The sequence below is a fragment of the Allobosea sp. GW823-FHT01F03 genome, assembly GCF_058798075.1.
Window position 1 is genome coordinate 4537689 of sequence record NZ_CM179505.1, and the last position, 26102, is coordinate 4563790.

The 26102-nt window shown below is 67.4% G+C and carries 26 protein-coding genes and 2 riboswitches; of the genes, 17 read left to right on the forward strand and 9 right to left on the reverse strand.

Going from position 1 to position 26102, the window contains the following annotated elements:
• Together cydB and ypfJ are read left to right on the forward strand one after the other, a co-directional pair.
• Window positions 1-1005 carry a cytochrome d ubiquinol oxidase subunit II gene (cydB, locus tag AC3RCC_RS21740; protein WP_492256562.1) on the forward strand — a complete coding sequence of 335 codons (1005 nt, stop codon included), beginning with the start codon at window positions 1-3 and terminating at the stop codon, window positions 1003-1005.
• Between the two features lie 100 nt (window positions 1006-1105).
• Window positions 1106-1996 (forward strand): KPN_02809 family neutral zinc metallopeptidase, encoded by an 891-nt coding sequence (ypfJ, locus tag AC3RCC_RS21745; RefSeq protein ID WP_291638310.1) that lies wholly within the window; start codon window positions 1106-1108, stop codon window positions 1994-1996.
• Between the two features lie 20 nt (window positions 1997-2016).
• Here the strand turns inward: ypfJ and AC3RCC_RS21750 are convergent, their stop codons facing one another.
• Window positions 2017-2502, reverse strand: coding sequence for a glycosyltransferase family A protein (locus AC3RCC_RS21750; protein WP_291638311.1), 486 nt, complete (start codon window positions 2500-2502; stop codon window positions 2017-2019).
• 115 nt (window positions 2503-2617) lie between these two features.
• On the opposite strand from AC3RCC_RS21750, the gene AC3RCC_RS21755 reads away from it, so the two are divergent.
• The 3 genes from AC3RCC_RS21755 to AC3RCC_RS21765 all read left to right on the forward strand — a co-directional run bounded on the left by AC3RCC_RS21755 (window position 2618) and on the right by AC3RCC_RS21765 (window position 5951).
• Window positions 2618-3808: a PA0069 family radical SAM protein gene (locus tag AC3RCC_RS21755; RefSeq protein ID WP_291638312.1), complete on the forward strand. Its 1191-nt coding sequence runs from the start codon at window positions 2618-2620 to the stop codon at window positions 3806-3808.
• Window positions 3809-3889: 81 nt separating this feature from the next.
• Window positions 3890-4501, forward strand: coding sequence for a ribonuclease HII (gene rnhB, locus AC3RCC_RS21760; RefSeq protein WP_492256563.1), 612 nt, complete (start codon window positions 3890-3892; stop codon window positions 4499-4501).
• A 247-nt stretch (window positions 4502-4748) separates the two neighbouring features.
• Window positions 4749-5951, forward strand: coding sequence for a site-specific DNA-methyltransferase (locus tag AC3RCC_RS21765; RefSeq protein WP_452116624.1), 1203 nt, complete (start codon window positions 4749-4751; stop codon window positions 5949-5951).
• 12 nt (window positions 5952-5963) lie between these two features.
• On the opposite strand, the gene AC3RCC_RS21770 is transcribed toward AC3RCC_RS21765, so the two are convergent.
• A complete protein-coding gene (locus AC3RCC_RS21770; protein WP_492256564.1) occupies window positions 5964-6218 on the reverse strand; it encodes a GDCCVxC domain-containing (seleno)protein in 255 nt (84 codons plus the stop codon).
• A gap of 117 nt (window positions 6219-6335) precedes the next feature.
• Window positions 6336-7403: an A/G-specific adenine glycosylase gene (gene mutY / locus AC3RCC_RS21775; RefSeq protein WP_492256565.1), complete on the reverse strand. Its 1068-nt coding sequence runs from the start codon at window positions 7401-7403 to the stop codon at window positions 6336-6338.
• Between the two features lie 208 nt (window positions 7404-7611).
• Between mutY and AC3RCC_RS21780 the strand changes: the two genes are divergently transcribed.
• Window positions 7612-8412 (forward strand): class I SAM-dependent methyltransferase, encoded by an 801-nt coding sequence (locus AC3RCC_RS21780; protein ID WP_492256566.1) that lies wholly within the window; start codon window positions 7612-7614, stop codon window positions 8410-8412.
• Window positions 8413-8587: 175 nt separating this feature from the next.
• Window positions 8588-9550 (forward strand): SphA family protein, encoded by a 963-nt coding sequence (locus AC3RCC_RS21785; RefSeq protein WP_492256567.1) that lies wholly within the window; start codon window positions 8588-8590, stop codon window positions 9548-9550.
• Between the two features lie 104 nt (window positions 9551-9654).
• Here AC3RCC_RS21785 and AC3RCC_RS21790 read toward each other — a convergent pair whose 3' ends face one another.
• Complete coding sequence (locus AC3RCC_RS21790; protein ID WP_492256568.1) at window positions 9655-10755, reverse strand: linear amide C-N hydrolase; 1101 nt, start codon at window positions 10753-10755, stop codon at window positions 9655-9657.
• Between the two features lie 320 nt (window positions 10756-11075).
• Between AC3RCC_RS21790 and AC3RCC_RS21795 the strand changes: the two genes are divergently transcribed.
• The 8 genes from AC3RCC_RS21795 (at window position 11076) to AC3RCC_RS21830 (ending at window position 18605) form a co-directional block, all read left to right on the forward strand.
• Entirely contained in the window at window positions 11076-11573 is a 498-nt protein-coding gene (locus AC3RCC_RS21795) for a DUF721 domain-containing protein (RefSeq protein ID WP_492256569.1), read from the forward strand.
• 88 nt (window positions 11574-11661) lie between these two features.
• Complete coding sequence (locus AC3RCC_RS21800; protein ID WP_291638320.1) at window positions 11662-12279, forward strand: DsbA family protein; 618 nt, start codon at window positions 11662-11664, stop codon at window positions 12277-12279.
• 27 nt (window positions 12280-12306) lie between these two features.
• Window positions 12307-15762, forward strand: coding sequence for a chromosome segregation SMC family protein (locus AC3RCC_RS21805; RefSeq protein ID WP_492256570.1), 3456 nt, complete (start codon window positions 12307-12309; stop codon window positions 15760-15762).
• Between the two features lie 220 nt (window positions 15763-15982).
• Window positions 15983-16333: an AtpZ/AtpI family protein gene (locus AC3RCC_RS21810; protein ID WP_291644979.1), complete on the forward strand. Its 351-nt coding sequence runs from the start codon at window positions 15983-15985 to the stop codon at window positions 16331-16333.
• Between the two features lie 40 nt (window positions 16334-16373).
• A complete protein-coding gene (locus AC3RCC_RS21815) occupies window positions 16374-17135 on the forward strand; it encodes a F0F1 ATP synthase subunit A (protein ID WP_291638323.1) in 762 nt (253 codons plus the stop codon).
• Between the two features lie 64 nt (window positions 17136-17199).
• Window positions 17200-17427 carry a F0F1 ATP synthase subunit C gene (locus tag AC3RCC_RS21820; RefSeq protein WP_066468155.1) on the forward strand — a complete coding sequence of 76 codons (228 nt, stop codon included), beginning with the start codon at window positions 17200-17202 and terminating at the stop codon, window positions 17425-17427.
• Window positions 17428-17488: 61 nt separating this feature from the next.
• Entirely contained in the window at window positions 17489-18118 is a 630-nt protein-coding gene (locus AC3RCC_RS21825; protein ID WP_291638324.1) for a F0F1 ATP synthase subunit B family protein, read from the forward strand.
• Window positions 18119-18128: 10 nt separating this feature from the next.
• Entirely contained in the window at window positions 18129-18605 is a 477-nt protein-coding gene (locus tag AC3RCC_RS21830; RefSeq protein ID WP_291638325.1) for a F0F1 ATP synthase subunit B family protein, read from the forward strand.
• A 395-nt stretch (window positions 18606-19000) separates the two neighbouring features.
• Here the strand turns inward: AC3RCC_RS21830 and AC3RCC_RS21835 are convergent, their stop codons facing one another.
• Window positions 19001-20236: a L,D-transpeptidase family protein gene (locus tag AC3RCC_RS21835; protein WP_492256571.1), complete on the reverse strand. Its 1236-nt coding sequence runs from the start codon at window positions 20234-20236 to the stop codon at window positions 19001-19003.
• Window positions 20237-20402: 166 nt separating this feature from the next.
• On the opposite strand from AC3RCC_RS21835, the gene AC3RCC_RS21840 reads away from it, so the two are divergent.
• Together AC3RCC_RS21840 and AC3RCC_RS21845 are read left to right on the forward strand one after the other, a co-directional pair.
• Window positions 20403-20666: a type II toxin-antitoxin system Phd/YefM family antitoxin gene (locus AC3RCC_RS21840; protein WP_492256572.1), complete on the forward strand. Its 264-nt coding sequence runs from the start codon at window positions 20403-20405 to the stop codon at window positions 20664-20666.
• Entirely contained in the window at window positions 20663-21088 is a 426-nt protein-coding gene (locus tag AC3RCC_RS21845; protein WP_492256573.1) for a type II toxin-antitoxin system VapC family toxin, read from the forward strand. Before AC3RCC_RS21840 ends, AC3RCC_RS21845 begins: the two co-directional genes overlap by 4 nt.
• A gap of 58 nt (window positions 21089-21146) precedes the next feature.
• Here AC3RCC_RS21845 and gcvPB read toward each other — a convergent pair whose 3' ends face one another.
• The 4 genes from gcvPB to gcvT all read right to left on the reverse strand — a co-directional run bounded on the left by gcvPB (window position 21147) and on the right by gcvT (window position 25788).
• Window positions 21147-22721, reverse strand: coding sequence for an aminomethyl-transferring glycine dehydrogenase subunit GcvPB (gene gcvPB / locus AC3RCC_RS21850; RefSeq protein WP_291638329.1), 1575 nt, complete (start codon window positions 22719-22721; stop codon window positions 21147-21149).
• On the reverse strand, window positions 22721-24061 hold the full coding sequence (gene gcvPA / locus AC3RCC_RS21855) for an aminomethyl-transferring glycine dehydrogenase subunit GcvPA (RefSeq protein WP_492256574.1): 1341 nt from the start codon (window positions 24059-24061) through the stop codon (window positions 22721-22723). Before gcvPA ends, gcvPB begins: the two co-directional genes overlap by 1 nt.
• A 160-nt stretch (window positions 24062-24221) precedes the next feature.
• Window positions 24222-24596: a glycine cleavage system protein GcvH gene (gene gcvH, locus AC3RCC_RS21860; protein WP_492256575.1), complete on the reverse strand. Its 375-nt coding sequence runs from the start codon at window positions 24594-24596 to the stop codon at window positions 24222-24224.
• Between the two features lie 28 nt (window positions 24597-24624).
• The gene (gene gcvT, locus AC3RCC_RS21865; RefSeq protein ID WP_492256576.1) at window positions 24625-25788 is read right to left on the reverse strand and encodes a glycine cleavage system aminomethyltransferase GcvT; all 1164 of its coding nucleotides are present in this window, start codon (window positions 25786-25788) and stop codon (window positions 24625-24627) included.
• 57 nt (window positions 25789-25845) lie between these two features.
• A riboswitch (glycine riboswitch) is annotated at window positions 25846-25941 on the reverse strand.
• Between the two features lie 4 nt (window positions 25942-25945).
• Window positions 25946-26045: riboswitch (glycine riboswitch) on the reverse strand.
• Between the last annotated feature and the right edge of the window lie 57 nt (window positions 26046-26102).

The window sequence follows — 26102 nt, forward strand, 5'->3', positions numbered from 1 at the left end:
ATGGAATGGTATCTCCCCGTGATCTGGGCCGGGCTGATCGGCACCGCCGTGATGCTCTATGTGGTGCTGGACGGTTTCGACCTCGGCATCGCCATCCTGTTCCCGACGACCGGGGACGAAGGCGAGCGCGACCAGATGATGAACTCGGTCGCACCGTTCTGGGACGGCAACGAGACCTGGCTGGTGCTCGGCGGCGCCGGACTCTGGGTGGCTTTTCCGCTGGCCTATGCGGTGATCATGCCGGCCCTCTATCTGCCGGTGACGCTGATGCTGCTCTCGCTGATCTTCCGCGGCGTCGCCTTCGAGTTCCGCTGGGTGGCGAAGCCGAAGCACAGGATCTGGGATCTCGCCTTCTGGCTCGGCTCGACCAGCGCCGCCTTCGCCCAAGGCGTCATCCTCGGCGGGCTGATCCAGGGCATCAAGGTCGTCGACAACCAGTTCGCCGGCGGCCCCTTCGACTGGCTGACGCCCTTCACGCTGATGTGCGGGGCGGGCGTCGTCGTCGGCTATGCCCTGCTCGGCGCGACCTGGCTCGTCTTCAAGACCGAAGGTCCGGTCGCCGACCGGGCCCGTCGGCAGGCCAAGGTCCTGCTGCTCGGCCTGCTCGCCTTCGCGGCGCTGGTCTCGCTGTGGACGCCCTATGCCCATCCGCGGATCGCCGAGCGCTGGTTCACGCCCTCGAACCTCATACTGCTCTGGCCCTTCCCGGTGCTGACCGCCTTCTGCGGCTACATGGTCTGGAAGCGGCTGCGCGGGAACCACGAGTTCACGCCCTTCGCCTTCACGATCGCGATCTTCGTGCTCTGCTTCCTCGGCTTGGCGATCTCGAACTTCCCATATCTGGTGCCGCCCGGCCTGACGATCTGGGACACGGCGGCAGCGCCGAGTTCGCACATCTTCGTGCTGATCGGGGTCAGCTTCCTCCTGCCGATGATCCTGTTCTACACCGCCTTCGTCTACTGGACCTTCCGCGGCAAGGTGAAAGCCGATAGCGGCTATCACTGAGCGCCTCGACGCATCGGCCCAAGCAGGGCGAAGCCGAATGAAGGCTTGAGTTCCGGCCGCGCCTGCCGGAGATTGGCACGGCTTCAGCAAGGGCCTCACGATGCGTTGGGAAGATTACCGCCAGTCCGAAAACCTCGAGGACAGGCGTGGCGGCGGCGGCGAATTCGCCGGCCTGCCGGGCGGCCGCGGCGGCATCGGCATCGGCACCATGGTGGTGCTCGGCCTGGTCGGTTGGGCGCTGGGCATCGATCCGCGCATCCTGATCGGCGGCGCCGAGATGATCGGCGGCATCGGCGGGCGCAGCGCACCGACGCAGGAGCAGCGCAAATCCGCCGGCCCGCCGAAGGACGAGATGGGCCGCTTCATCTCGGCGGTGCTGGCGCAGAACGAGGACATCTGGTCGAAGGTTCTGCCGCAGCAGGCCAACCGGAAATACCAGCCGCCGCGCCTCGTCGTCTTCGACGGCGTGACGCGCTCGGGCTGCGGCACCGCCCAATCGGCGATGGGGCCGTTCTATTGCCCGAACGACCAGCGCGTTTATCTCGACACCTCCTTCTTCCAGGAGATGCAGCGCAAGCTCGGTGGTGGCGGCGACTTCGCCTATGCCTATGTGATCGGCCACGAAGTCGGCCACCACATCCAGAATCTGCTCGGTATCCTGCCCAAGGTGAACCAGATGCGCGAGCGGCTCTCCGAGCGCGAGTCGAACCAGCTTTCGGTGCGCGTCGAATTGCAGGCCGACTGCTTCGCCGGCGTCTGGGCCTACAATATCAAGGCGATGGACCGTATCGAGCCCGGCGATGTCGAGGAGGCGATGCGCACCGCCGCCGCGATCGGCGACGACAAGCTGCAGCAGCAGGCCGGGCGCGGCGCCGTAGTGCCGGATTCCTTCACCCACGGCTCGTCGGCGCAGCGCATGCGCTGGTTCAACGCCGGCTTCAATTCAGGCTCGATGCAGGCCTGCAACACCTTCCAGACCGACCGGCTCTGACGAAACCGGGCTCGCGGGTCTTACGCCTGCGCCCGGCCGCGGCGCACGGCGAGCCGGCGCGGCGAGGCCGGCAGGCGGCCGGAGAGAAGCTGCTTCTTCGACGCGATCAGCCCGGCGCGGACACCGCGCGAGCGCAGCGAAACCGCCCCCCATTCGCGTAGCGCGGCGATGCCGCGCAATGGCATCAGGGCCGGCATGGCCGCAGCCGTCATCAGATGCCGCTCCACGGCTTCGGTCCAATTTGGCTCGGGCAGGTCGCCAGCCTCGAGCAGGAGCACCCAGTCGCCCCGCGCCCGCTCGACCCCGGGCGCCCAGCCGGCGCCGTTGCGGGCTGCGACATAGCTCGCCCCCGTCACATCGGCGAGCCGCTCGGTTTCATTGTCGTCGCCCGTGCCGATCACCACGGCATGGCCGATCGTGCCGCCCGCCACCGCTGGAATCAGGACCGACAGGGTCGCGGCCAGCGCTTCGGTACGGCCATTGGCGCGAATGACAGCTGAGAGCATGGGCCCGAGCCTATGCCGCAGCGCAACATGTCGCAATCCCGCCACTTGCCATATGTTCTCTTTTTGTTCACATTCATTCACCGTGAGGCCGGCGATTCCGGCGAGGAGAGATCCCATGGCCCAAGCTCGCCCCTCCGCGAGACCGCCGACGACGCAGGCGCTGAAGCGCCGCGATGCCGAGCCGGCCTCGATCTCCGCCCGGGTCGCGCCGGTCGATGCGCTGGCCTTTGCCGGCCACCGCATCGATCCGGAGCGGCGGCGCGGGCGCGGCGCGACGCTCAATCCGGGCGGTCGCTACGAGGCCGAGCAGCGCTTCGACGAGGATGATGGCTGGGGCTCGCTCGGCGAATTGCCGCCGTTCAAGACCGAGATCTCGCTCGAGAAGCCGCGGACCATCATCACACGCAACGACTCCCCGGATATTTCGTTCGACCGCTCGATTAATCCCTATCGGGGCTGCGAGCATGGCTGCGTCTACTGCTTCGCCCGGCCGAGCCATGCCTATCTCGGCCTGTCTCCGGGCCTCGACTTCGAGACCAAGCTGACGGCCAAGCCGGATGCGGCGGCGCTGCTCGAAAGGGAGCTGTCCTCACCGAGCTACCAGCCGCGCACGATCGCGATCGGTACCAATACCGATCCCTATCAGCCGATCGAGAAGAAGCTGCGGATCATGCGCCAGATCCTGGAGGTCCTAGCCAAGTTCAACCACCCGGTCGGGATCGTCACCAAATCGGCGTTGGTGCAGCGCGATATCGATATCCTCGCGCCGATGGCCGAGAAGGGTCTGGTCAAGGTCGCGCTCTCGGTGACGACACTCGACGCCAAGCTCTCGCGCGGCATGGAGCCGCGGGCGGCAGCGCCGTCGAAGCGGCTGGAAACGATCCGCAAGCTGTCCGAGGCCGGCATTCCGGTGAGCGTGCTGGTGGCGCCGATCATTCCGGCGGTGAACGAGCACGAGATCGAGCGCATCCTCGACGCCGCCAGGGCGGCGGGGGCACGCGAGGCCGGCTATGTGCTTCTGCGCCTGCCGCTCGAGGTCAAGGACCTGGTGCAGGACTGGCTCGTCACCCACCATCCCGACAAGATGCGCCATGTCGTCTCGCTGATCCGCTCGACGCGCGGCGGCAAGGATTACGACGCGGCCTGGGGCCAACGCCAGGTTGGCTCCGGCCCCTATGCCTGGATGATCGGCCGGCGCTTCGAGATGGCGGCCGAACGCCTCGGCTTCAACACGGCGCGGCTGCGGCTGCGCAGCGACCTCTTCGTCAAGCCCGAGAAGGAGAAGGCGCAGCTCAGCCTGTTCTGACGAAGCCGGCCGGTGCTGCACTGTGGAAGCCGGCCTCGTCAGGGCAGACCGCAGCGGCGCGATCTGGCATAGACTGCCGCCATGTTCGCCGATTTCAGCCATGAGGCGCGCGCCATCGCGCAGGGATGCCAGCTCGTCGCCGGCGTCGACGAGGTCGGCCGCGGTCCGCTCGCCGGCCCGGTCGTGGCGGCGGCGGTCATTCTCGATCCGCAGGCGATTCCGGACGGGCTCGCCGATTCGAAGCTGCTCAGCGCCCCGCGGCGCGAGGCGCTGTTCGACACCATCCTCCAGCAGGCGCTCGCCGTCGGCATCGGCAGTGCCTCGGCAAGCGAGATCGATCGGCTGAACATCCGGCAGGCGACGCTGCTGGCGATGGGACGCTCGGTTGCGGCCCTACCGCTCGCGCCCGGCCTCGTCCTCGTCGACGGCAATGACCCGCCGGCACTGCCCTTCCCCTGCGAAGCGATCATCGGCGGCGATGCCCTGGTCTGCTCGATCGCCGCCGCCTCGATCATCGCCAAGGTGACGCGCGACCGCATGATGGCACGGCTCGGCCAGCACTATCCGGCTTACGGCTTCGCCGGTCATGCCGGCTACGGCACCGCAAAGCACCGCGCCGCGATCAAGGAGCACGGCCCCTGCCCGGCGCATCGCTACTCCTTCGCGCCGGTGAAGGGCGTCTGGACGCGTTGAGGCCTGCGTCCAGGCGAAATCCGATCTCTCGATCGGCACGCGAAGCGGCTTTCCAAACTGCCGCAACGGCAGGCAGGCACCGCTTACCCTTCCTTAACTTCCGTTACTAATTAATCAACATATTCAACGGACTAGGCAAATCTTGCAGCCCCAGAATGGGACGCATTTTTTTCAAGCCGGAAACCCGGCCTTTACCCTGACCGGCCCAAGATCGGGACCGTTGAAGTTGCGTAACGGTCTGGGCGTCATGAGTATCTCGCGTACCGGGACCGCCAATGCCGCCGTCCGGATTCAAGTCTCGCGTACCGGACGGCCCGCATTGGGGGCCCGGATGAAGGCCAAGAGCCTTCCATCCAAAACGGGCCTTTTTCCGGCACTGCCTCTCGACCAGGTCATCGTCGGCGACTGCGTCGCGGCGATCGACTCGCTGCCTGCGGCCAGCGTCGACATGGTCTTTGCCGACCCGCCTTATAATCTCCAGCTTGGTGGCGATCTGCGCCGGCCCGACGACAGCCTCGTCGACGCCGTCGACGACGACTGGGACAAGTTTTCGTCCTTCGCCGAATATGACGCGTTCACGCGGGCCTGGCTCACCGCCTGCCGCCGGGTGCTCAAGCCCGATGGCGCGCTCTGGGTGATCGGCTCCTATCACAACATCTTCCGCGTCGGCTCGATCCTGCAGGATCTCGGCTTTTGGATGCTGAACGACATCGTCTGGCGCAAGGCCAACCCGATGCCGAACTTCCGTGGCCGGCGCTTCACCAACGCGCATGAGACGCTGATCTGGGCGGCGCGCGGCGAGCAGTCGAAATACACCTTCCATTACGAGGCGCTGAAGGGTGGCAATGACGACCTGCAGATGCGCTCGGACTGGTACCTGCCGCTGTGTACCGGGGATGAGCGCCTCAAGGACAAGGACGGTGCCAAGGTCCACCCGACGCAGAAGCCCGAGGCCCTGCTCGCCCGGGTGATGCTCTCGGCCAGCAATCCCGGCGATGTCGTGCTCGACCCGTTCTTCGGCACCGGGACGACCGGGGCCGTCGCCAAGGCGCTCGGCCGGCATTTCATCGGCATCGAGCGCGAGCAGGCCTATGCCCGTGCGGCGCGTGCCCGCATCGACGCGGTCGAGCCGCTGCCGCCGGCCGCCTTCGCCACGGCGCCGTCGAAGCGCAGCGAGCCGCGCGTGCCGTTCCTCAGCCTGGTCGAGGCCGGGCTGGTCAAGGCAGGCGAGCGGGTGTTCGACGTGAAGCGGCGTCACGAGGCGCTGATCCGCGCCGACGGCACGCTGCTGCTCGATCCGGTCGTCGGCTCGATCCACAAGGTCGGCGCGCTGGCGCAGGGACTGCCGGCCTGCAATGGCTGGACCTTCTGGCATGTCGAGCGCGAGGGCGAACCCGTGCTGCTCGACGCGCTGCGCGGCGAGATCCGGGCACAGATGGCCGCGGCCTGACGAACTGAATTATCATCCGGCGCAGCAACCGCCTGCGTCGGATGACCGCCCATCGCGCTGGACCGGCGGACAGGGCACCGAGCCGTAAGAGCAGAACACGCAGCAATCGCCCGGTTTCGGCCGCAGCACGCTGCCGCACCCCTCGCATTCATAGAAGAACTGGCAGGCGTCTTCTGGCATCGCCTCGCGTTTGCGGTGTCCGCACTCCGGGCAGGTGATCTCGCTGTGAAGCTCGGGCCCGGCGATCGGCTGGTCGGCTTCGGTCATCGCGGCCTCCGGCAATTCGCGCGGCCAGCCAGATGGCGCGCTTCGTCCTGCGGCAGCAATGCCGACACCGGGATTAGAACATGTGGTGATGGGACAGGCCACCGGCCTTCCATGCCGTCAACGTCGCTGCAGCGCCTCCAGCCCGGCTTCGAGCGCCTTGAGGAAGACGCTCGGAAAGGCTTCCTCCCTTAGCCGCGCGAAGGGGGTGAAGCGCATGCCCTCGGGCGCCTGCGCGTCCAATGGCAGCGCGGCGACGAAGATCGTCAGCTCCAGCGGGAAATGCGTGAAGACGTGCCGTACCGGCACCATCAGCCGGCGCCATTGCGCGGCCAGGGGCGCATCGCGCAATGCCTCGCCGAGCGGATAGTCGTCCCGCCACTCGCCCCCGGGAACCTCGACCATGCCGCCGAGCAGGCCCTTGGCCGGGCGGGTGCGCACCAGCACGGCGCCATCCTCACGCTGCGCGACGAAGGCCGGGCCATAGCGGGTCTTGCCGGTCTTCTTCGCCGCCTTGCGCGGGTAGGTCTCCTGTGTGCCGGCGATGCGGGCCCGGCAGGGCTCGCGCCAGGGGCAGAGCCCGCAGGCTGGTGAGCGCGGCGTGCAGATCGTCGCGCCGAGATCCATCAGGGCTTGCGCGAAATCGCCGGGGCGGGACGGCATCAGCGCCAGCACGCGCTCGCGAACCAGCGGCTTGGCGCCGGGCATCTCCTCCTCGATCGCGAAGAGCCGGGTCATCACCCGCTCGACATTGCCGTCGACGGCCGCTGCCGGCCGGTCGAAGGCGATCGCGGCCACGGCACCGGCCGTGTAGGCGCCGATGCCGGGCAATTCGCGCAGGCCTTCCTCGGTATCGGGGAAACGGCCGCCATGTTGGCTGGCCACGACCTTGGCGCAGGCATGGAGATTGCGGGCGCGCGAATAGTAGCCGAGGCCCGCCCAGGCCTGCATCACGCTGTCCGACGGCGCCTGCGCGAGTGCCTCGACGGTCGGAAAACGCGCCATGAAGCGCTCGAAATAGGGCTTCACCGCCGTGATGGTGGTCTGCTGCAGCATGATCTCGGAGGCCCAGACCCGGTAGGGATCGGCCTGCTCGCCCGGCAAGGCGCGCCAGGGCAGCACCCGGCGATGCCGGTCATACCAGGCGAGAAGGTCGGCGGCGTCGGGCTGGCGAACGATGGCGTCCATGGCCCCGGTTTAACGCGCGGCGGGCGGGCTGCAAGAGCGCGCACCGATCCGCCTCAGCCTGAATTGCCAGCGAAGACGCATTGCGCCGGCGCCCGGACTGGTAAAATCTCCCGCTCCGGTTCCGAAGGGCGCGCCGACGCCCGCCGCCGGCTGCGCGCCGCGGCACGGAACCGGCAGCGGGGCTTCCGGGCGAGCAGGGAGCAGCACGATGTCGTCGAGCTTCAATGTCCGCAGCGCCGCCGGCTATGAACGCCTCATGGGCCGCTGGAGTCGCTTGCTTGCAGAGCCCTTCATCCGTTTCGCCGGTATCGAGGATGGCGAGCGAGTCCTCGATGTCGGCTGCGGCACCGGCAGCCTGACCTTCGCGCTGCCGCAGGCGGCCGCGATCGGCGAGATCGCGGCGATCGACTTCTCGCCGGTCTTCGTCGAGGAGGCGCAGCGGCGCAATGCCGACCCGCGCATCTCGATCAGGCAAGGCGATGCCACAGCGATTCCGTTCGAGGATGGGCGCTTCGACCGGGCGCTCTCGCTGCTCGTGCTGCATTTCGTGCCGGAGGCCGACAAGGCGGTGGCGGAGATGCGCCGGGTCGTACGCTCCGGCGGCGTCGTCGCCGCAGCGGTCTGGGACCATCTCGGCGGCATGTCCGTCATGCGCATGCTCTGGGACACGGCGGCAGCGCTCGACGGAGAGGCGCAAGGACCGCGCAGCGACTACTGCTTCCGGCCTATGACCGGGCCGGGCGAAATGCGCCGGAGCTTCCTCGCCCAGGGCCTGCGCGACGTCACGGAAAGCTCACTGACGATCCGGATGGATTACGAGAATTTCACCGATTACTGGGAGCCGATCTCGGCCGGCGAGGGACCAATCGGCAAATATGTCGCCGGGCTCGACGAGGCACGCCTGGCGACCCTCAACCGGGCCGTCAGGGCCGCCTATGAAGCCGGAAAGCCGGACGGCCCGCGCTCCTTCGCGGCCACCGCCTGGGCCTGTCGCGGCATCGCGCCGTGAGGCAGCGGCCGACCTTGCGGAAACACGTGCGCGACGCCTGGCGAGCGCTGGTTTCTCCAAGTTTCAGCCAGTAGCGTCGCGACAACGATTCGCCGAGGCAACGGCGACGTCGCGTTCAGGGGCTACGGGGATGATTCGGCGAAGAGAAGCCCGGCGGCAACCGCCCGGGTTGCGGATGGCGCAGGCGCTTGCCGTGCTGGGTGTCGCCGCTTGTGGTGCGCTGGCCCCCGATGCGGCGCGGGCGGCCGAGAACGGCACCGGCTTCTACCTGCTCGGCGGCCGCGGGCCGATGGCGGGATATCTGCCGCCTCCCGGCTTCTACTTCGAAAGCGACACCTATTCCTACGACGCCAAGCTCGACGCCAGGAAAGCGCTTCCGGCGGGAGGCCGATTCGTTGCGAACGTACGAAGCCAGGCACGCGCCGACTTCCTGAACGGGACCTGGGTGACGCCCTGGGAGATCTTTGGCGGCAATTTCGCGGTCGGCGCTGTCCTGCCCGTCGGGCGCGTCGCGGTCTCGGCCGGCGTCGAGATCGATTCGCCGCGCACCAACGCCATCATCGGGAGCTCGCTACGCGACACGGCGACCATGGTCGGCGATCCCGTCCTGTCCGCCACTCTGGGCTGGCATTCCGGCAAGTTCCATTGGAGCACGACCGCGCTGGTCAATGCCCCGGCCGGCGATTATCGCGACGGACAGCTCGCCAACCTCGCCTTCCACCGCTGGGCGAGTGATCTTTCCGGCGCCCTGACCTGGTTCGATCCCGAGACGGGCATCGATCTTTCCACGGCCGTCGGCGTGACCTTCAACGGCACGAACCGCGCGACAGACTACCGGACAGGAACCGAGTTCCATGTCGAATGGGCGGCCTCGAAGGCCCTCACCAGCGCGCTTTCGGCAGGCGTTATTGGCTATCACTACCAGCAGGTCACGGGCGACAGCGGCGCCGGTGCGCAGCTCGGCCCCTATAAGGGGCGCACGACCGCCCTGGGCGGAACGCTCGCCTACAATTTCCAGCTCGGCAAGACGCCGATCTCCACCCGCATCAAGGTGCTGCGCGAATTCAGCGTCGAGAACCGGGCGCGCGGAACGGTTGGCCTGCTCACCGTCTCGCTCCCCCTGTCGGTATCGCAATAGCGATTGACGAACGGCCGCGCTGGCAGAACCGGCGCGGCCGTTCAGAACTTCAGTTTTGCTCCGGGCCCTTGGGTAAAGCGCGCGCCCGACATCGACAGGCCAGGTCAGGGCTTAGCGAATTCCAGCGGCGGCGGCGTCAGATTGACCTTGAACGGCGCGACGCGCAGCCCCTTGGCATCGAGATCGAAGCTGCTGAGATCGACCATCCGCAGCACCTGATCCCTGTAGCCCTTGATGTAGTACTTCCTGGCGCGCAGGTCGGCGACCGAAGTCCACTGCGTGTATTCGAGCTCGCCACCCTTCGCGGCCGAATCGATGAAGCCGATCGGGATGTCGAAATTGTTCATGATGTGCTCGACGAGACGCACGGTCTGCGGGCCGTCGGGCTGCTGCTTGGCCGAGGCGGCATAGCCGAGCGCGCGAATGAAGCGCGACGGCGGGGTCGGGTCGCCGGGGATGCCGAGCAGGCCCGAGCCCTGGCCGAACGGCTCGAAGGTCTTTCCGCCGATCTTCAACGGATCGGCCGCGACCGGCGACATTTTCACGTAGTTGCGGATGTTGTTGAGGTGCCAGTCGAAGGGCGGGGAATTGGTCAGGACACCCATTGGGTTGTCGTAGACTTTCAGCTTCCCGTCGATCGGCTCGATCACGATCGAGGCGCCGGTCGCGTCATGGATCGGGAAATGGAAGGGCAGCGTGAAGTTCACCATCGGCGCCGGCAGATCGACGATCACCGCCTTGTCGAGCGCGGCCTTGACCTCGGCGACGGTCGCGAAATTCGACAGGACCCAGCTCAGGAACTCCCATGGCGCGAGCGCAGTATTCGGGTCGGCCTTGGCCGGCGGAGTATAGCTGGCGAAATCGGGGAAATAGAGGGCGCCGCCGGCGAGCCCCTTCTCGTTCATGCCGTCAGAGACGAAAGGCTGGCCGAAGCTCATGACGCCGACGAAAGCGTAGCGCGAGGTCCATTTGGCGCCCGGCCCATTGTTCGGGCGCGTGCCGACGAACTGGTGGTTGCGCGGCACGACGACGACGTCGGACTGGGTTTCGAGCGCGTATTCCAGCGTACGGCCGTAGACCGGCGTTCCGTCAGCCGCCATCAGCAAGATATTGGTGCAGGCCTGAGCCGGCATGACGCCAGCCGCCCAGCCTGCCAGGACCACCGCGGTGGCCCGCTTGGCGAGGCCTCGAACCCAAGGGCGCATACGATTTTTCTCCGTGTTTGATGCACGGCCATTTCCTAAGGACAACATCTGCAACAACGGTGAATGGCACGGGACGGAGGCGCGAAGGCGTCCGAAAGCACGGAGAAAAAACGAAGGGTCGGTAAATCCACCTTTAATGGCAGACGCTCCGGGGCCGCGGCCCTCTCCCGGCGCGCACCTGCCCGCTTCCGGGCAGCGGCCGTTGACGCATCTACCGGCATGCCCCTGCCCCCGACACTGCCATCCCGACCTGCCCGATGCTTGCGGGTGATCGACCGGATCGGCTTGCCATGCCCCCGGCTGCTCGCGCAAAATGGCGGATGGCCGCAAAACCCCTCGCCGAACTGATCGATGACTGCCTCGCCCCGGCGCTGGCCGCGCAGGGCTTCGCCGGGCGTTCGGTCGTGACCTTCTGGCCGGAGATCGTCGGCGAGCGCCTGGCCGAGCGGACGCGACCGCTCAAGATCGACTGGCCGCGCCGGCGCAACGCGCCCGGCGAGACCGCCGATCCGGCGACGCTGGTGGTGCGCGTCGAGAGCGCCTTCGCACTGGAGATGCAGCAACTCGGGCCGCTGGTGCTGGAGCGGGTCAACACCCATCTCGGCTGGCGCGCCGTCGGCAAGCTCGTGCTCAAGCAGGGCCCGGTCGCGCCGCCGCCCCGCCCCCTGCCTCCGGCCCCGCCGGACGCGGCCACACTCGCCCGGATCGCGGCCCAGGTGGCCCAGGTCGAGGATGCCGGCCTGCGCGATGCTCTGGCCCGGCTGGGACAGGGCATCGCCCAGCGGCGCCGGGACGCCCGCGACGACACGGCTTCGTGAGTGGCGCAGCAGTGACCCGAACCGATCTTGCCACAATCCTCGCGGCCATTATGGTCCGCAACCTGACATCGCCATCAAGGAACTGCCCATGACCAGCCGCCGCCAAGTGATGCTCGGCACCGCCGCCTTGGCCCTTTCTCCCCTTCTGTCCGTCCATAGCGCGCAGGCGCAGGACATCGGTGTCGCTGGCCCCCTCGGCGATGTCTGGCTCGGCAAGCCCGACGCCAAGGTCACGATCATCGAATACGCGTCGCTGACCTGCGGCCATTGCGCCACCTTCCATCGCGACACCTGGCCGGCCCTGAAGTCCAAATATATCGACACCGGCAAAGTGCGCTTCGTCCTGCGCGAATTCCCGCTCGATCCGCTCGCCACCGCCGGCTTCATGCTGGCGCGCTGCAACGGCAACGACAAATATTACCCGATGACCGATCTGCTGTTCGCCCAGCAGCGCAACTGGGCCTTCACCGACAAGCCGGTCGACGCGCTGTCGAACATGGTCAAGCAGGCCGGCTTCACCCAGGAATCGTTCGAGGCCTGCCTGAAGCGCCAGGACATTTACGAAGCCATCAATCAGGTGAAGGATGGCGGTGCCAAGGCCGGCGTCGACTCCACGCCGACCTTCTTCATCAACGGGCAGAAGCGTTCCGGTGCACTCAGCATCGCTGAATTCGAGAAGATCATCGAGCCGCTGCTCGGCAGCTGATCCCGCGGCAATGCCTGAGGCGCGCCGATGCATCTGACGCGCCTCAAGCTCGCCGGCTTCAAGACCTTCGTCGAGCCGACGGAATTCCCGATCGAGCCCGGGCTGACCGGCGTCGTCGGGCCCAATGGTTGCGGCAAGTCCAATCTCGTCGAAGCCCTGCGCTGGGTGATGGGCGAAAGCTCGTTCAAGAACATGCGCGGCTCGGGCATGGACGACGTGATCTTCGCCGGCTCCTCGGAGCGGCCGGCGCGGAACATGGCCGAGGTCGCCCTCACCCTCGACAACAGCGACCGCAAGGCCCCGGCTGCCTTCAACGATGCCGAGGTGCTGGAGGTGACGCGCCGGATCGAGCGCGAGGAAGGCTCGACCTATCGCGTCAACGGCAAGGAGGTCCGCGCCCGCGACGTCCAGCTGCTTTTCGCCGACGCCGCCACCGGCGCGCGCTCGCCGGCGCTGGTGCGCCAGGGCCAGATCAGCGAGATCATCGCCGCCAAGCCGCAATCGCGCCGGCGCATCCTGGAGGATGCCGCCGGCATCGCCGGCCTGCACAGCCGCCGGCACGAGGCTGAGCTGCGCCTGCGCGGCGCCGAGGACAATCTCACCCGGCTGGAGGACGTGCTCGCCGCGATCGACGGCCAAGTCGATGCGCTGCAGCGGCAGGCGCGACAGGCCTCGCGCTATCGCAGCCTCGCCGCCGACATCCGCAGGGCCGAGGCCGTGCTGGCGCTGATCGCCCATGGCGAAGCGCGCGAGCAGGATGCGCTCGCCGAACGCGCGCTGGAAACCGCCATCCGCGAGGTCGCCATGCGCACCGGCGCCCAGGCTGAAGCCTCGCGCCTTCAGGCGATCGCCGCCCATGCCCTGCCGCAACTGCGCGAGAACGAGGCGGCGGCGGCCGCTGCGCTGGTCCGGCTGAAACGCGGGCTCGACGAGCTCGAGGCCGAGAACCGGCGGGCCAGGCAACGCAGCGAGGAACTCGGCAGGCGCCTTACGGAATTGCAGGCCGATCTCGCCCGCCAGGAGAATCTCGGTCGGGATGCGAGCCAGTCGCTCGCCCGGCTGAGCGAAGAGGACGAGGCGCTGCGGCGCGAGACGGAAGCCGCGGCCACGGCCGGTCCGTCGGCAGCATCCGGTTTGGCTGCAGCCGAGATGCGGCTCAACGCGGCCGAGGCCGAGCATGCGGCCGTCCAGCAGCGCCTGTCGGAACTGACGGCCCGGCGCGGCGCCCTCGAACGGACGATCCGCGAAGCCCGCGAGCGCGAGGCCCGCCATGCCGCCGAACGCGACCGGCTGCTGCGCGACCGGGCGGCGCTCGATCAGGACGGCACCGCCGTAACTCTGGAAGGGCTACGCCGCGAGGTCGCCGCCGGCGAGACCGCGATGCGGGCTGCCGATCGCGCCGCCTCCACCGCCCGGGCCGCTTTGGCAGCCGCGCGCGACGAGGAAACCCGGCTGCGCACGCCGCTGGCCGAGGCCGACCGCGCGGCACAACGGCTCGATACCGAAACCCGGACCCTCCAGAAGCTGCTCGCACCGGCGAGCGGCGGCCGATGGCCGGCGATCCTCGACGTGATCACCGTGGCCAAGGGCTACGAGGCAGCCCTCGCCGCCGCGCTGGGCGACGACCTCGACGCCTCGGCCGACCCTACCGCACCGGCGCATTGGGACGATACCGGCGCCGGCGATTCCGATCCGCCCTTGCCCGAAGGGACAGAAAGTCTCGGCCGACATGTGCGCGGTCCCGCCGCCCTGCTGCGCCGGCTGCGCCAGATCGGGCTCGTCAGCCGTGGTGACGGCGCCCGGCTGCGCGCGTCGCTGCTGCCCGGCCAGCGCCTGGTGTCGCGCGAAGGCGATGTCTGGCGCTGGGACGGGCTGACCAGCGCGGCCGAAGCCCCCTCCCCGGCGGCGCGCCGGCTCAGCGAGAAGAATCGGCTCGGCGATCTCGAGATCGCGGCGCAGCGCGCCCGCGAAGCGGTCGAGCAGGCTCGCTCCGGGCTCGACAGGGCGACGGAACGGGCCCGCACAGCCAGCCAGGCGGAAACGAAGGCGCTCGAATCGGTGCGCGAAGCCAGGCGCCGGCTCGACCAGGCGCGCGAACGCGCCGCCGCGGCGGAACGCAAGGCGGGCGAGACGGCTTCGCGTCGCTCGGCCCTGACCGAAGCCATCGACCGGCTCGGCCAGAACATCGGCGATGTCGGTGCCCAGGCTGAAGCCGCCGCAAAGGACCTTGCCGCCCTGGCCCCGGCCGTGGAGCTGGAAAACACCCTGCTGACCGTCCGGGCCGAACTCGCCGAGCGCCGCGGCGCGGCCACCGAAGCGCGAGCCCTTGTACAGACGCAAGGCCGCGAGGCGGAGCTGCGCTCGCGTCGGCGCGAAGCGATCGCGCAGGACATCCGCGCCTGGCGCGAGCGGGCCGGCGCCAGCGAGCAGACGGCCGCCGAGACCAGGAGCCGGATCGCGACGACGACGGCCGAACGCCAGACCCTGCTCGATGCGCCCGACACCTTCCTGGTCGAGCGCCGGCGCCTGCTCGCCGGGATCGAATCGGCGGAGCAGGCGCGCAAAGCGGAGGCCGATGCGCTCGCCACCGGCGAATCGGCATTGGCCGAGGCCGACAGGCAGGCACGCGCGGCGCTGGAGGGCCTCGCTGGCGCGCGCGAGGGCCGGGCCAGCGCCGAGGCCAGGCAGGAAGCCGCCAGGCAACGCCTCGCCGGCCTTGTGCGCCAGATCGTCGAGAGCCTCGACACCGACATTGCCGGCCTCAGGGGGCTCGCCGGTCTCGCGCCCGGAGCGGCACTGCCCGAATCCGAGCCCACCGAGCGGCGACTTTCCGCGCTGAAAGCCGAGCGCGAGCGGCTCGGCGCCGTCAATCTGCGGGCCGAGGACGAGCTCTCGGAGGTCCAGGGCAAGCGCTCGGGCCTGGCGAGCGAACGGGACGACCTGACCGAGGCGATCAGGCGCCTGCGCCAGGCGATCGGCGCGCTGAACCGTGAAGGCCGGGAGCGGCTTCTTGCCGCATTCGAGGTGGTCAACGGCCATTTCCAGCAGCTTTTCGGCGTGCTGTTCGGCGGCGGCAAGGCCGAGCTTTCCCTGGTCGATTCGGAGGATCCGCTCGAAGCCGGGCTCGAGATCATCGCTCGGCCGCCGGGCAAGAAGCCGCAGGTCATGACCCTGCTCTCAGGTGGCGAGCAGGCGCTGACCGCGACCGCCCTGATCTTTGCGGTATTCCTGACGAATCCCTCGCCGATCTGCGTGCTCGACGAGGTCGATGCGCCGCTCGACGACGCCAATGTCGAGCGCTATTGCGACCTGCTCGACGAGATGGCGCGCAATACCGCGACGCGCTTCATTCTGATCACCCACAACCCGATCACCATGGCGCGGATGGACCGTTTGTTCGGCGTCACAATGGCTGAACGCGGCGTCAGCCAGATGGTCTCGGTCGACCTCGACACCGCCGAGCGCATCCGCGAGGCCGTCTGAATCGGGCAGAATCGGCGCGACAATGCAGCAAAAATGCCGCACCTCGGCAAAATATATAATTACTTCAATTAGTTGAATGCCAAACCCCTGCCTTGACAGCTTTATGGGCGGCCAATAAAGGAGGCCGTGCTGACGACGGCTCGGTGAACGGGCCGGGATGGGTGTGCGAAGGTTTTTGGCGTGACCGTGCCAATCTCACGGTCAAACGAAGAGGCCCGGCATGTCCGAACCGGACAAGACACCTAGTGATCCGGAGTTGCGCACGAGACTGGAATCGCTCTCCGCCGCCTTGCGGCAGACCGAAAAGGCCGAAGAGGCCAAGGTCGAGGCGGAGAACAGGGACAAGGTGCTTGCGGGCGCGATGTCCTCCGGCTTTCGTGCGGCGACGGATCTCATTGGCGGCGTCATCGCAGGTGGCCTGATCGGCTATCTGGGCGACCGGTGGCTGGGAACCTCGCCGTTCCTGCTGATTGCCTTCCTGGTGATCGGCACCATCGCCGGTTTCCGGTCAGTCTATCGACTGGGAGCGCGGCCGACCTCCGGACGGGCGCAGAACGCTCCCAAGGATTGAGTTTTTCGCGGCCCAGTGCCGCATTGAGAGGGTTGAGAGAATGGCGGCCGGCGGCGGTATCGATCCGATCCACCAATTCGAGATCAAGCCGATCGTCGGCCTGAAGCTCTTCGGACTCGATCTTTCCTTCACCAATTCGGCGCTGTTCATGGTGCTGACGGTCGCGGTCATCGCGCTGATCACGCTCTTCGGCTCGCGCCAGCGCGCCACGGTGCCCGGCCGGCTGCAATCGCTCGCCGAACTGTCCTATGAATTCGTCGCCTCGACGCTGACGGGCGTGATGGGCAAGGAAGGGATGCGCTTCTTCCCCTTCGTCTTCTCGCTCTTCATGTTCGTGCTGACCGCGAACCTGCTCGGCATGATCCCCGGCTCGTTCACCGTCACCAGCCATATCGTCGTCACCGCCGCCTTCGCCTTCCTGGTGATCGGCGTGGTGCTGGTCTATGGCATCGTCAAGCATGGCAGCCACTTCTTTGGCCTGTTCGTGCCGAAGGGCGCGCCGGGCTGGCTGCTGCCCTTCATGGTGCTGATCGAGGCCGTCTCCTTCGTTTCCCGCCCGATCTCGCTGAGCCTGCGTCTGTTCGGCAACATGCTGGCCGGCCACGTCGCGCTCAAGGTGTTCGGCGGCTTCGTGGTGATGCTGACCGGCACGATCGGCGTCGGCATGGTGCTCGCGCCGCTGCCCATGCTGCTGGCGATCGCGCTCACCGCATTCGAGTTCCTCGTCGCGTTCCTGCAGGCCTATGTCTTCACGATCCTGACCTGCGTCTATCTCAACGATGCGCTGCACCCCGGCCACTGAGGCCCGCAGACGTCGCGAGAGTTAAACACCCCCTACCCGCCCTAAGTTCACTCGGAGAAAGACCATGGATTTCACTGCGGCCAAGTACCTCGCTGCCGGTATCGCCTGTCTCGGCATGGGCCTCGCCGCCATCGGCGTCGGCAACATCTTCGGCCAGTTCCTGTCGGGCGCCCTGCGCAACCCGTCGGCCGCTGACGGCCAGTTCGGCCGCGCCTTCATCGGCGCCGCGCTCGCCGAAGGTCTGGGCATCTTCGCCTTCGTGGTGGCGCTGATCCTGCTCTTCGTGGTCTAAGGACGACGACTTCATCCGCTCCCGCAGGGCCCTCGCGCCCGGCGGGAGCGTGTCTAATCCGATGAGCCTGAAAGGCGTCGTGATGCAAATCGGCATTGCCACGAACCTCGTCCGGACGACGGCTGCGACCGCCCTGGTCGCTGCGGTCTTCATCCTGCCGGAGGTGGCGCTCGCGGCGAGCGATACCGGTGCTGCCAAGGGTGCCTTCCCGCCCTTCGACAGCAAGACCTATCCCGGCCAGCTCTTCTGGCTCGCGGTTTCCTTCGGCGCGCTCTACTGGCTGATGTCCAGGGTGGCGCTGCCGCGCATCGGCGGGATTCTCGCCGACCGTGCCGCGGCATTGTCGCGCGATCTCGACGAGGCCGCCGGCGCCCAGGCGAAGGCGGAAGCCAGCGCGAAGGCCTATGAACAGGCTCTGGCGCAGGCCCAATCGCGTGCGCAGGGCATCGCCCAGACCGCCCGGGAGACCAGCGCCAAGCAGTCGGACGAGCGCCGCAAGACGGTCGAAGCCGAGCTCTCGGCCAAGGCCAGCCAGGCGGAAGCTTCGATCGCCGCCGCCAAGGCGAAGGCGATGGAAAGCGTTCGCGATCTCGGCGCCGAGACGGCCGCCGCGATCGTCGAGAAGCTGACCGGCAAGGCACCGAGTGCCGCCGAGGCCGCCAAGGCCATCGACAGCGCTCTGGCGCGCTGAGGAGGAACAGATGGATACTTTCTGGGTAGGCATCGCGTTCTTCGTCTTCGTCGGCATCGTCGTCTATGTCGGCGGCCATAAGAAGATCCTCGCCGGGCTCGATGCGCGCGGCGAACTGGTCGCCAAGGAACTGGCCGAAGCGCGCCGGCTGCGGCACGAGGCCGAGCAGCTGCTCGCCGAGTACGAGGCCAAGCGCAAGGCCGCCGAGGCAGAGGCCGAGACCATCGTCGCCAACGCCAAGGAAGAGGCCGAGCGCCTCGCCCAGGACGCCGAGGCGAAGCTGGCGGAGTTCGTGACCCGGCGGACCAAATCGGCCGAGGACAAGATCGCCCAGGCCGAAAGCCAGGCGACCGCGGAAGTCCGCGCCGCCGCCGCCGAGGCCGCGACCCTGGCTGCCGAAGTCATCCTGCGCGGCCAGGTCGCCGGCAAGGCCGGCGCCGATCTGGTCGCCGCCGGCCTCAAGGACGTCAAGGCCAAGCTCAACTGAGCCGCCACGCGCAAGCGACTGAAACGAACGAAGACGCCGCGGTCCAACGACCGCGGCGTTTTCGTTTGGGGCAACCGCTTCTACTGATCAGGATCTCGCTCGCCATCCGCCGGCGAGCCCGCGAACCACTGCAAAGTCTTCAGCGAACGCCCGACCCCGCCTGTTCTCTTGCCGCGCTGGAGACGGAGCTTGGTTCGGACCGAGCCGCCGTTCCGGACAAACCGCAAAGCGGCGCAGCTCCAAAATCCATCCAAGGGCAGCGGAGCCTTACGATGGATTCCGGCATTCCGCTTCGCTCCAGCCGGAATGACGAAGTTCTAAGCTGGATTGGAATGCAGTTGGGCAAAGGAAACCCTGGGGGGCCTTCGCTTCGCGCCAGCCCCCTTCCCCGCCCCTTACTGAACCGCCAAGGCCGTCGGCAGGATCGGCCGCGCCGCCGGGATCGGCATCGCCGCCGGCTTGGGCTTCGGCCGGCGCGGCTGGATCGTCGAAGTGACGATCCCTTGCGGCGTATCGAGCCCGTAAATATCGTCGCGGAACTGCACCAGCCCCGCAGCGTCCTGCCAGCCGGTCATGTAGACCCAGGCGACCGGAACCGGCTTCTTCAGCACGATGTTCTTACGCTCGCCCTTGGCGATCTCGGCCTCGATCGCAGACAGGTTCCACTCGGTGCCCTCGAGCAGCCAGCTCGCGAGATCGCGCACGCCCTCGATGCGCGCGCAGCCCGAGGAGTTGAAGCGGACATCGTTGCGGAACAGAGTCTTCTTCGGCGTGTCGTGCATGTAGACCGCCTCGCCATTCGGCATGTCGATCTTCATCTGGCCAAGCGAGTTGGTCGGGCCAGGCTCCTGGCGGACGTAGAAATAGGGGTTGGTCAGGCTGGCCCAGTTGACGCTCGCAGGATCGATCTCGCGGTTCTCGGCGCCGAGCAGCTTCATGTTCGACTTGGCGATGAAGTTCGGATCCTTGCGCATATGCGGGATGATGTCGGCCTTCACGATCGACATCGGCACCGTCCAGTATGGGTTGAGGTTGACCGAGGTGATGCTGGTCTGGAGCACCGGCGAGGGCCGGTCCGGCCGCCCGACGATGGCGAGATGGCGGCGCTGGACGAGACCGTTCTCGACCGCCTCGGCGCTGGCGCCGGGAATGTTCACCACGACATAGCGCTCGGTGAAATTGAAGCCGTTGCCCTTCAACCGCTCCAGCGTCGCAGTAAGCTGGTTGAGGCGAACCTCGACCGGGACGTTGAGCGCCTTCAGGGTCAAGCGGCCGACCGTGCCGAGCTCCGAGAGGCCATGCCGCTTCTGGAAGCGCTTAACCGCCGTGACCACCGCCTCGTCATAGATGTCGCCCGGCAGCGAAGCCGGCGGCAAGTCGCCACTCAGCATCAGGCGCTGCTTGAGCAACGCGACATCCGGCCCTTGCACTCCCGGCTTCAGTGCGGTCGCGCCCGCGGGCACCTTGGGCCAGCCGCCGCGATTGGCGATGTCCTCATGCGCCACCAGCGCATCCAGCGTCCGGTCATAAGTCTTCGGGCCATAGCCCGGCTCCTCGGCCCGCGAAGCCGTCAGCATCGCCGCGAAGGCGACGACGGCGGCGAAAGAATGGCGAAGGCGAACGCACTGCATGAGCCGATTCCAGCGTGCGAGAATACGCACGGAACCAAGCATTCCTCGCACATGGTCAAGGAAGCCTTAAGGCAGGCCCAAGCAGGTTACGAAAGGGCAGCGGCGACTTGTCGGCAACCGAGAATGACCCATATAGTCATGATGGTCATCTCAAGCGGAGGCACGCATGACAGCAACATCGAAAACGAGCTGGAGCGTCGCCGATGCCAAGGCGCGCTTCTCGGAGCTCATCGACAAGGCAAAATCCGAAGGACCGCAGACGGTGACACGCAACGGCAAACCAACCGCGGTACTGGTTTCGGTGGAGGAGTGGGAGAAGAAGACGGCGCCGAAGGGCACATTGCTGGAGTTCCTGCAGAACTCGCCGTTGCGCGAGGCCGATCTCGACCTCAGGCGCCTCACCGATCAGCCGCGCGACATCGATCTGTGAAAATCCTGCTCGACACCAATGTCATCTCCGAGCCGCAGAAGCCGCAACCATCGGCGGCAGTCGAGGGCTTCCTCCGGGATGCGTGCGAGGAAAGTCTCTATCTCAGCGTCATCACGATCGCCGAACTCTATCGGGGAGTTGCCTTGATGGCGGAAGGGCGTCGACGCATCCGCCTGAGCGAATGGGTCGCGGCCGAATTGCCGGAGCGTTTCGGTGACCGGCTCCTCCCGATATCAACGCCGATCGGAGCGCTCTGGGGCGACGTGATGGCGCAATCACATCGCAATGGCCTGAACATATCCGTCAGGGACGGATTTCTCGCGGCGACCGCAGCCGGGCACGGCCTCGCCATCGCGACACGCAATGTCCGGCACTTTGCCGGCCTGGGCCTGACAATAATCGATCCCTGGAACGGGATCTAAGACAGCCTGATCCGATCGGGTCGATAGACCCGATCGGATGCACGTGCAAAAGTCGGTCCTACTCCGCCGCTTCCTTCACAGGCGCGGGCTTTTCCCATTTCAGCACCGGCTGGCGCGCGGCTCTGGTCTCGTCGAGACGACGGATCGGGGCGTGATGCGGGGCGGCGGTGAAACGGCTCTTGTCGTTGCCCTTGGTCGCGATGGCGAGATCGCGCAGGGTCGCGACGAAGAGATCGAGCGCCGCCTTCGACTCCGACTCGGTCGGCTCGATCAGCATGGCGCCGTGGACGACGAGCGGGAAATAGACCGTCATCGGATGGTAGCCTTCGTCGATCATCGCCTTGGCGAAATCGAGCGTCGAGACGCCGGTACCCTTCAGCCACTCATCGTCGAACAGCACCTCATGCATCGAGGGGTGGTCCGGGAAGGGCAGCGACATCAGGTCGGACAGGCTAGCGCGGATATAGTTGGCGTTCAGCACCGCATCTTCCGAGGCCTGCTTCATGCCGTCGGCGCCATGGCTCAGCATGTAGGCGAGCGCCCGGACATACATGCCCATCTGGCCGTGGAAGGCGGTCATCCGTCCGAACGGGTCGTTGCCCTCGGGAGCATCGCCCTTGTGCTCGACGAGACGCGACTTGCCGCCCTCGACATGGATGAAGGGCACGGGCGCGAAAGGCGCCAGCCGCTCCGACAGCACGACCGGGCCGGCGCCCGGGCCGCCACCGCCATGCGGGGTCGAGAAGGTCTTGTGCAGGTTGATGTGCATGGCGTCGACACCGAGATCGCCCGGCCGCGCCTTGCCGACGATCGCGTTGAAATTGGCGCCGTCGCAGTAGAAATAGGCGCCCGCCTCGTGCATCGCCGCGGCGATCTCGACGATCTCGGGCTCGAAGATGCCGCAGGTGTTCGGGTTGGTCAGCATGATCGCCGCGACCTCGGGGCCAAGCAGCGCCTTGACGTCCTCGACCGCGACCGTGCCGTCGGGACGGGCCGGGACCGCCTTGACCGAGAAGCCGATCAGGGCCGCCGTCGCCGGATTGGTACCATGCGCCGATTCCGGCACGAGCACGACATTGCGGGTCGCGCCCTCGCCCTTAGCGGCGATCGCGGCCTTGATGGCCATCATGCCGCAGGCCTCGCCATGGGCGCCGGCCTTGGGCGAGAGCGCCACCGCCGGCATGCCGGTCAGCGTCATCAGATAGCGGGCGAGCTCAAGCATCAGCTCGAGCGCGCCGGGCACGGTCGAGGTTGGCTGCAGCGGATGCACGTCCGAGAAGCCTGGCAGACGCGCCACCTTCTCGTTGAGGCGGGCATTGTGCTTCATCGTGCAGGAACCGAGCGGGAAGAGCCCGGTGTCGATGCCGTAATTCTTCTGGCTGAGGCGCACATAATGGCGCATCGCCTCGGGCTCGGAGAGACCGGGCAGGCCGATCTCGCCCTGACGGGCGTGCTTGCCGAGGCGGCTCTTGAACGGCGCCGGCTTCTCGATGTCGACGCCGGTCGATTCGCGATGGCCGATCTCGAAGATCAGCGGCTCGATCTGCTGCAGCGCGCGGTTGCCGGTGAAAGTCTCATGGCTGCGGCTCTCGGCCTCGCCGGCGGCAGTCGGGCGTCCCTGACGGTTCAGCATCACAGCACCTCCGCGAGCGCCGCCACGAAGGCCGCCCGGTCCTCATCCGTATTCACTTCTGTATTGGCGACGATCAGGAGATCGTCGAGCCCGGCGCCGGGCAGCAGGCGCGAGACCGGCACGCCGGCGAGCACGCCCTTCGCAGCCATCGCCTCGACCACCTCGGCGGCCGGCTTGGCGAGCTTCACGGTGAACTCGTTGAAGAAGCTCTCGTTCAGCACCTCGGCGCCCTTCACGCCGGAAAGCGCGTCGGCGAGCTTCACCGCATTGGCGTGGTTGACCTCGGCGAGCCGGGAGAGGCCGGCCTGGCCGAGCAGCGTCATGTGGATGGTGAAGGCCAGCACGCAGAGGCCGGAATTGGTGCAGATGTTCGAGGTCGCCTTGTCGCGGCGGATATGCTGCTCGCGGGTCGAGAGCGTCAGCACGAAGCCGCGGCGGCCATCGGCATCGACGGTCTCGCCGCAGAGCCGGCCCGGCATCTGGCGGATATATTTCGACTTGGCAGCGAAGAGGCCGACATAGGGGCCGCCGAAATTCAGGGCGTTGCCGATCGACTGGCCCTCGCCGACGACGATGTCGGCATCCTGCGCGCCTGGCGGTACCACCGCGCCGAGCGAGACGACCTCGGTGAAGACCGCGATCAGCAGCGCGCCATGGGCATGCGCCTTCTCGGCGATCGGCCTGAGGTCACGCAGATTGCCGAAGACGTCGGGCGACTGGACGACGACGCAAGAGACGCTGTCGTCGATCTGACTGAGAATGTCCTCGGTGGCGCGGACGTCGGCCTCGAGCGCAACGACCTCGTCGCTGGCCATTTCGGAGAGGGTCTCGACGACCTGGGTGTAGTGCGGGTGCAGGCCGCCGGAGAGCACCGCCTTGCGCCGGCGCGTGACGCGGTGCGCCATCAGCACCGCCTCGGCAGTGCCGGTCGAGCCGTCATACATCGAGGCGTTGGCGACCTCCATACCGGTCAGCGCCGCGATCTGGGTCTGGAACTCGAAGAGATATTGCAGCGTGCCCTGGGCGATCTCGGGCTGGTAGGGCGTATAGCTGGTCAGGAATTCCGAGCGCTGGATCAGATGGTCGACCGTCGCGGGGACATGATGCTTGTAGGCCCCCGCCCCGACGAAGAACGGCACTGCGCCGGCCGCCGTGTTCCTGGCCGACATCTTGCCAAGGATGCGCTCGACCTCGAGCTCGCCCTTGGCGCGCGGCAGGTCGAGCGGGTCCTTGAGCAGCTTGCCCTTCGGCACATCGGAGAAGAGCGCATCGACATCGGGCACGCCGATGCGCGCCAGCATGTCCTCACGGTCAGTATCGGTCAGGGGCAGATAGCGCATTCTGGAGCATCCTCGGGTCATTCCGGGGCCGAGCGCAGCGAGGCGCCCGGAACCCATGAACTCAGGTCGTTGAAAGCCAGTTCGACCTGCGCCGCCTCTTTCCGAAGCGTCGTGGTCATGGGTTCCGGGCTCGGCCTGCGGCCGCCCCGGAATGACGGTTTCAGAGCGTCTTGACGTATTCTTGGTATTCGGCCTCGCTGAGCAGGCCTTCGAGCTCGGCCGGGTCCTTGAGCTTGATCTTGACGAACCAGCCCTTGCCGGCCGGGTCCTCGTTGACCGTGCCGGGAGCCGCCTCGAGCTCGCTGTTGACGGCGACGATCTCGCCGGACACCGGGGCGTAGACCTCGGACGCGGCCTTGACGCTCTCGACGACCGCCGCTTCGGCGCCCTTCGCCAGCGCCTTGCCGATAGCCGGCAGCTCGACGAAGACGACGTCGCCGAGCTGGCCCTGGGCGAAGTCGGAGATGCCGACCGTGCCGGTATCGCCCTCGATGCGGATGTATTCGTGGTCCTTGGTGTAGCGGGTCTCAGCCATGGTTTCCTCCGGCGAAATAGGGTGAAGCTCAGCGCTTGTAGTTGTTGGGAACGAAAGGCATGGCGGCGATCGTCGCCGGCAGCGGCTTGCCGCGCACGATCAGGTCGAGCTTCGTACCGGGAGCCGCATGCTCCCTGGCGACATAGCCCATGGCACAGGGGCCGTTCAGGGTCGGGCCGAAACCGCCCGAGGTGACCTTGCCGACGATGGTGCCGTCGGCGAGCGCGATCTCGGCGCCCTCGCGGGCCGGCGCGCGCCCTTCCGGCAGCAGGCCGACACGGACGCGCACCGTGCCCTCGGCAAATTCGCGCTGAATGCGGGCCGCCCCCGGGAAGCCGCCCTCCTCGCGCCGGCGCTTCTGGATCGACCAGTTCAGCCCGGCCTCGACCGGCGAGGTCGCTGTGTCGATGTCATGGCCATAGAGGCACAAGCCGGCCTCGAGCCGCAGGGAATCGCGGGCCCCGAGACCGACCGGCTTGACCCGGCCATCCAGCAGAAGCGCATCCCAGATCTCGCCGATCCGCTCGGCGGCAGCAGAAATCTCGTAGCCGTCCTCGCCGGTATAGCCGCAGCGGGTGACGTTCGCCTTGACGCCGCCGAGCTTGAGCGTGCGCATCGTCATGAAGCCCATCTCGGCGACTTCAGGGTTGAGCGCCGCCAGCGCCTCCTGCGCCTTCGGCCCCTGCAGCGCGATCAGACCGCGATGCTCGGCCCGGACCAGCTTCACATTGGCCGGCAGGCGGGCTTCGATATGAGGATAATCGGTGAGCTTGCAGGCGGCGTTGACGACGAGAAGCAGCGCGCCGTCTTCGTCGGGATCGGCCGAGCGCGTCACCATCAGATCGTCGATGATGCCGCCATCCTCGTTCAGGAGCTGCGTATAGCGCTGCTTGCCGAGCTGGAGATTGACGATATCGGCGGGGACCAGCGCCTCGAGCGCGCGCGCCGTGGTCTCGTGATCGGGCCCGATCAGGAAGGCCTGGCCCATATGGGAGACGTCGAACAGCCCGGCATTCTCGCGCGTCCAGACATGCTCGGTCAGGATGCCGCTGGGATACTGCACCGGCATGTCGTAGCCCGCGAAAGGCACCATCCGGGCACCGAGCGTAACATGGCGGGCATGGAGCGGCGTCTTGAGCAGCGCCTCGGCGCTTGCGGAATTTCCGTCGGCCTCTCGGGCTTCGGCAGCCATGGCGTCCCTTCCAGAATCGAGCGCGAGCCCCGAACGGAATCGTCCGGAGCGCGCCCCCTCTGTCTCGGGACCTGAGAGATTTCCCCACCGGCCTCAGGCCGGAAGGTTACCCCCGTCGGTGGGCGAGCCTTTACGGCCCGCCGCTTTCCAGAGCGCCAATTCCCACGCGGTCCGTTTGCCTGAGCGTTTCCGGGGCGGTTGCGCCTTCGGCGCCGGGCCCGGACAAGTCCGATCCCGGTCTCTCCCGCGGGGATGATGCGGCAGGAGCAGCAATAGCTGAGAGCGGTCTTAAGTCAATCGAGCCGGCGCTCCGA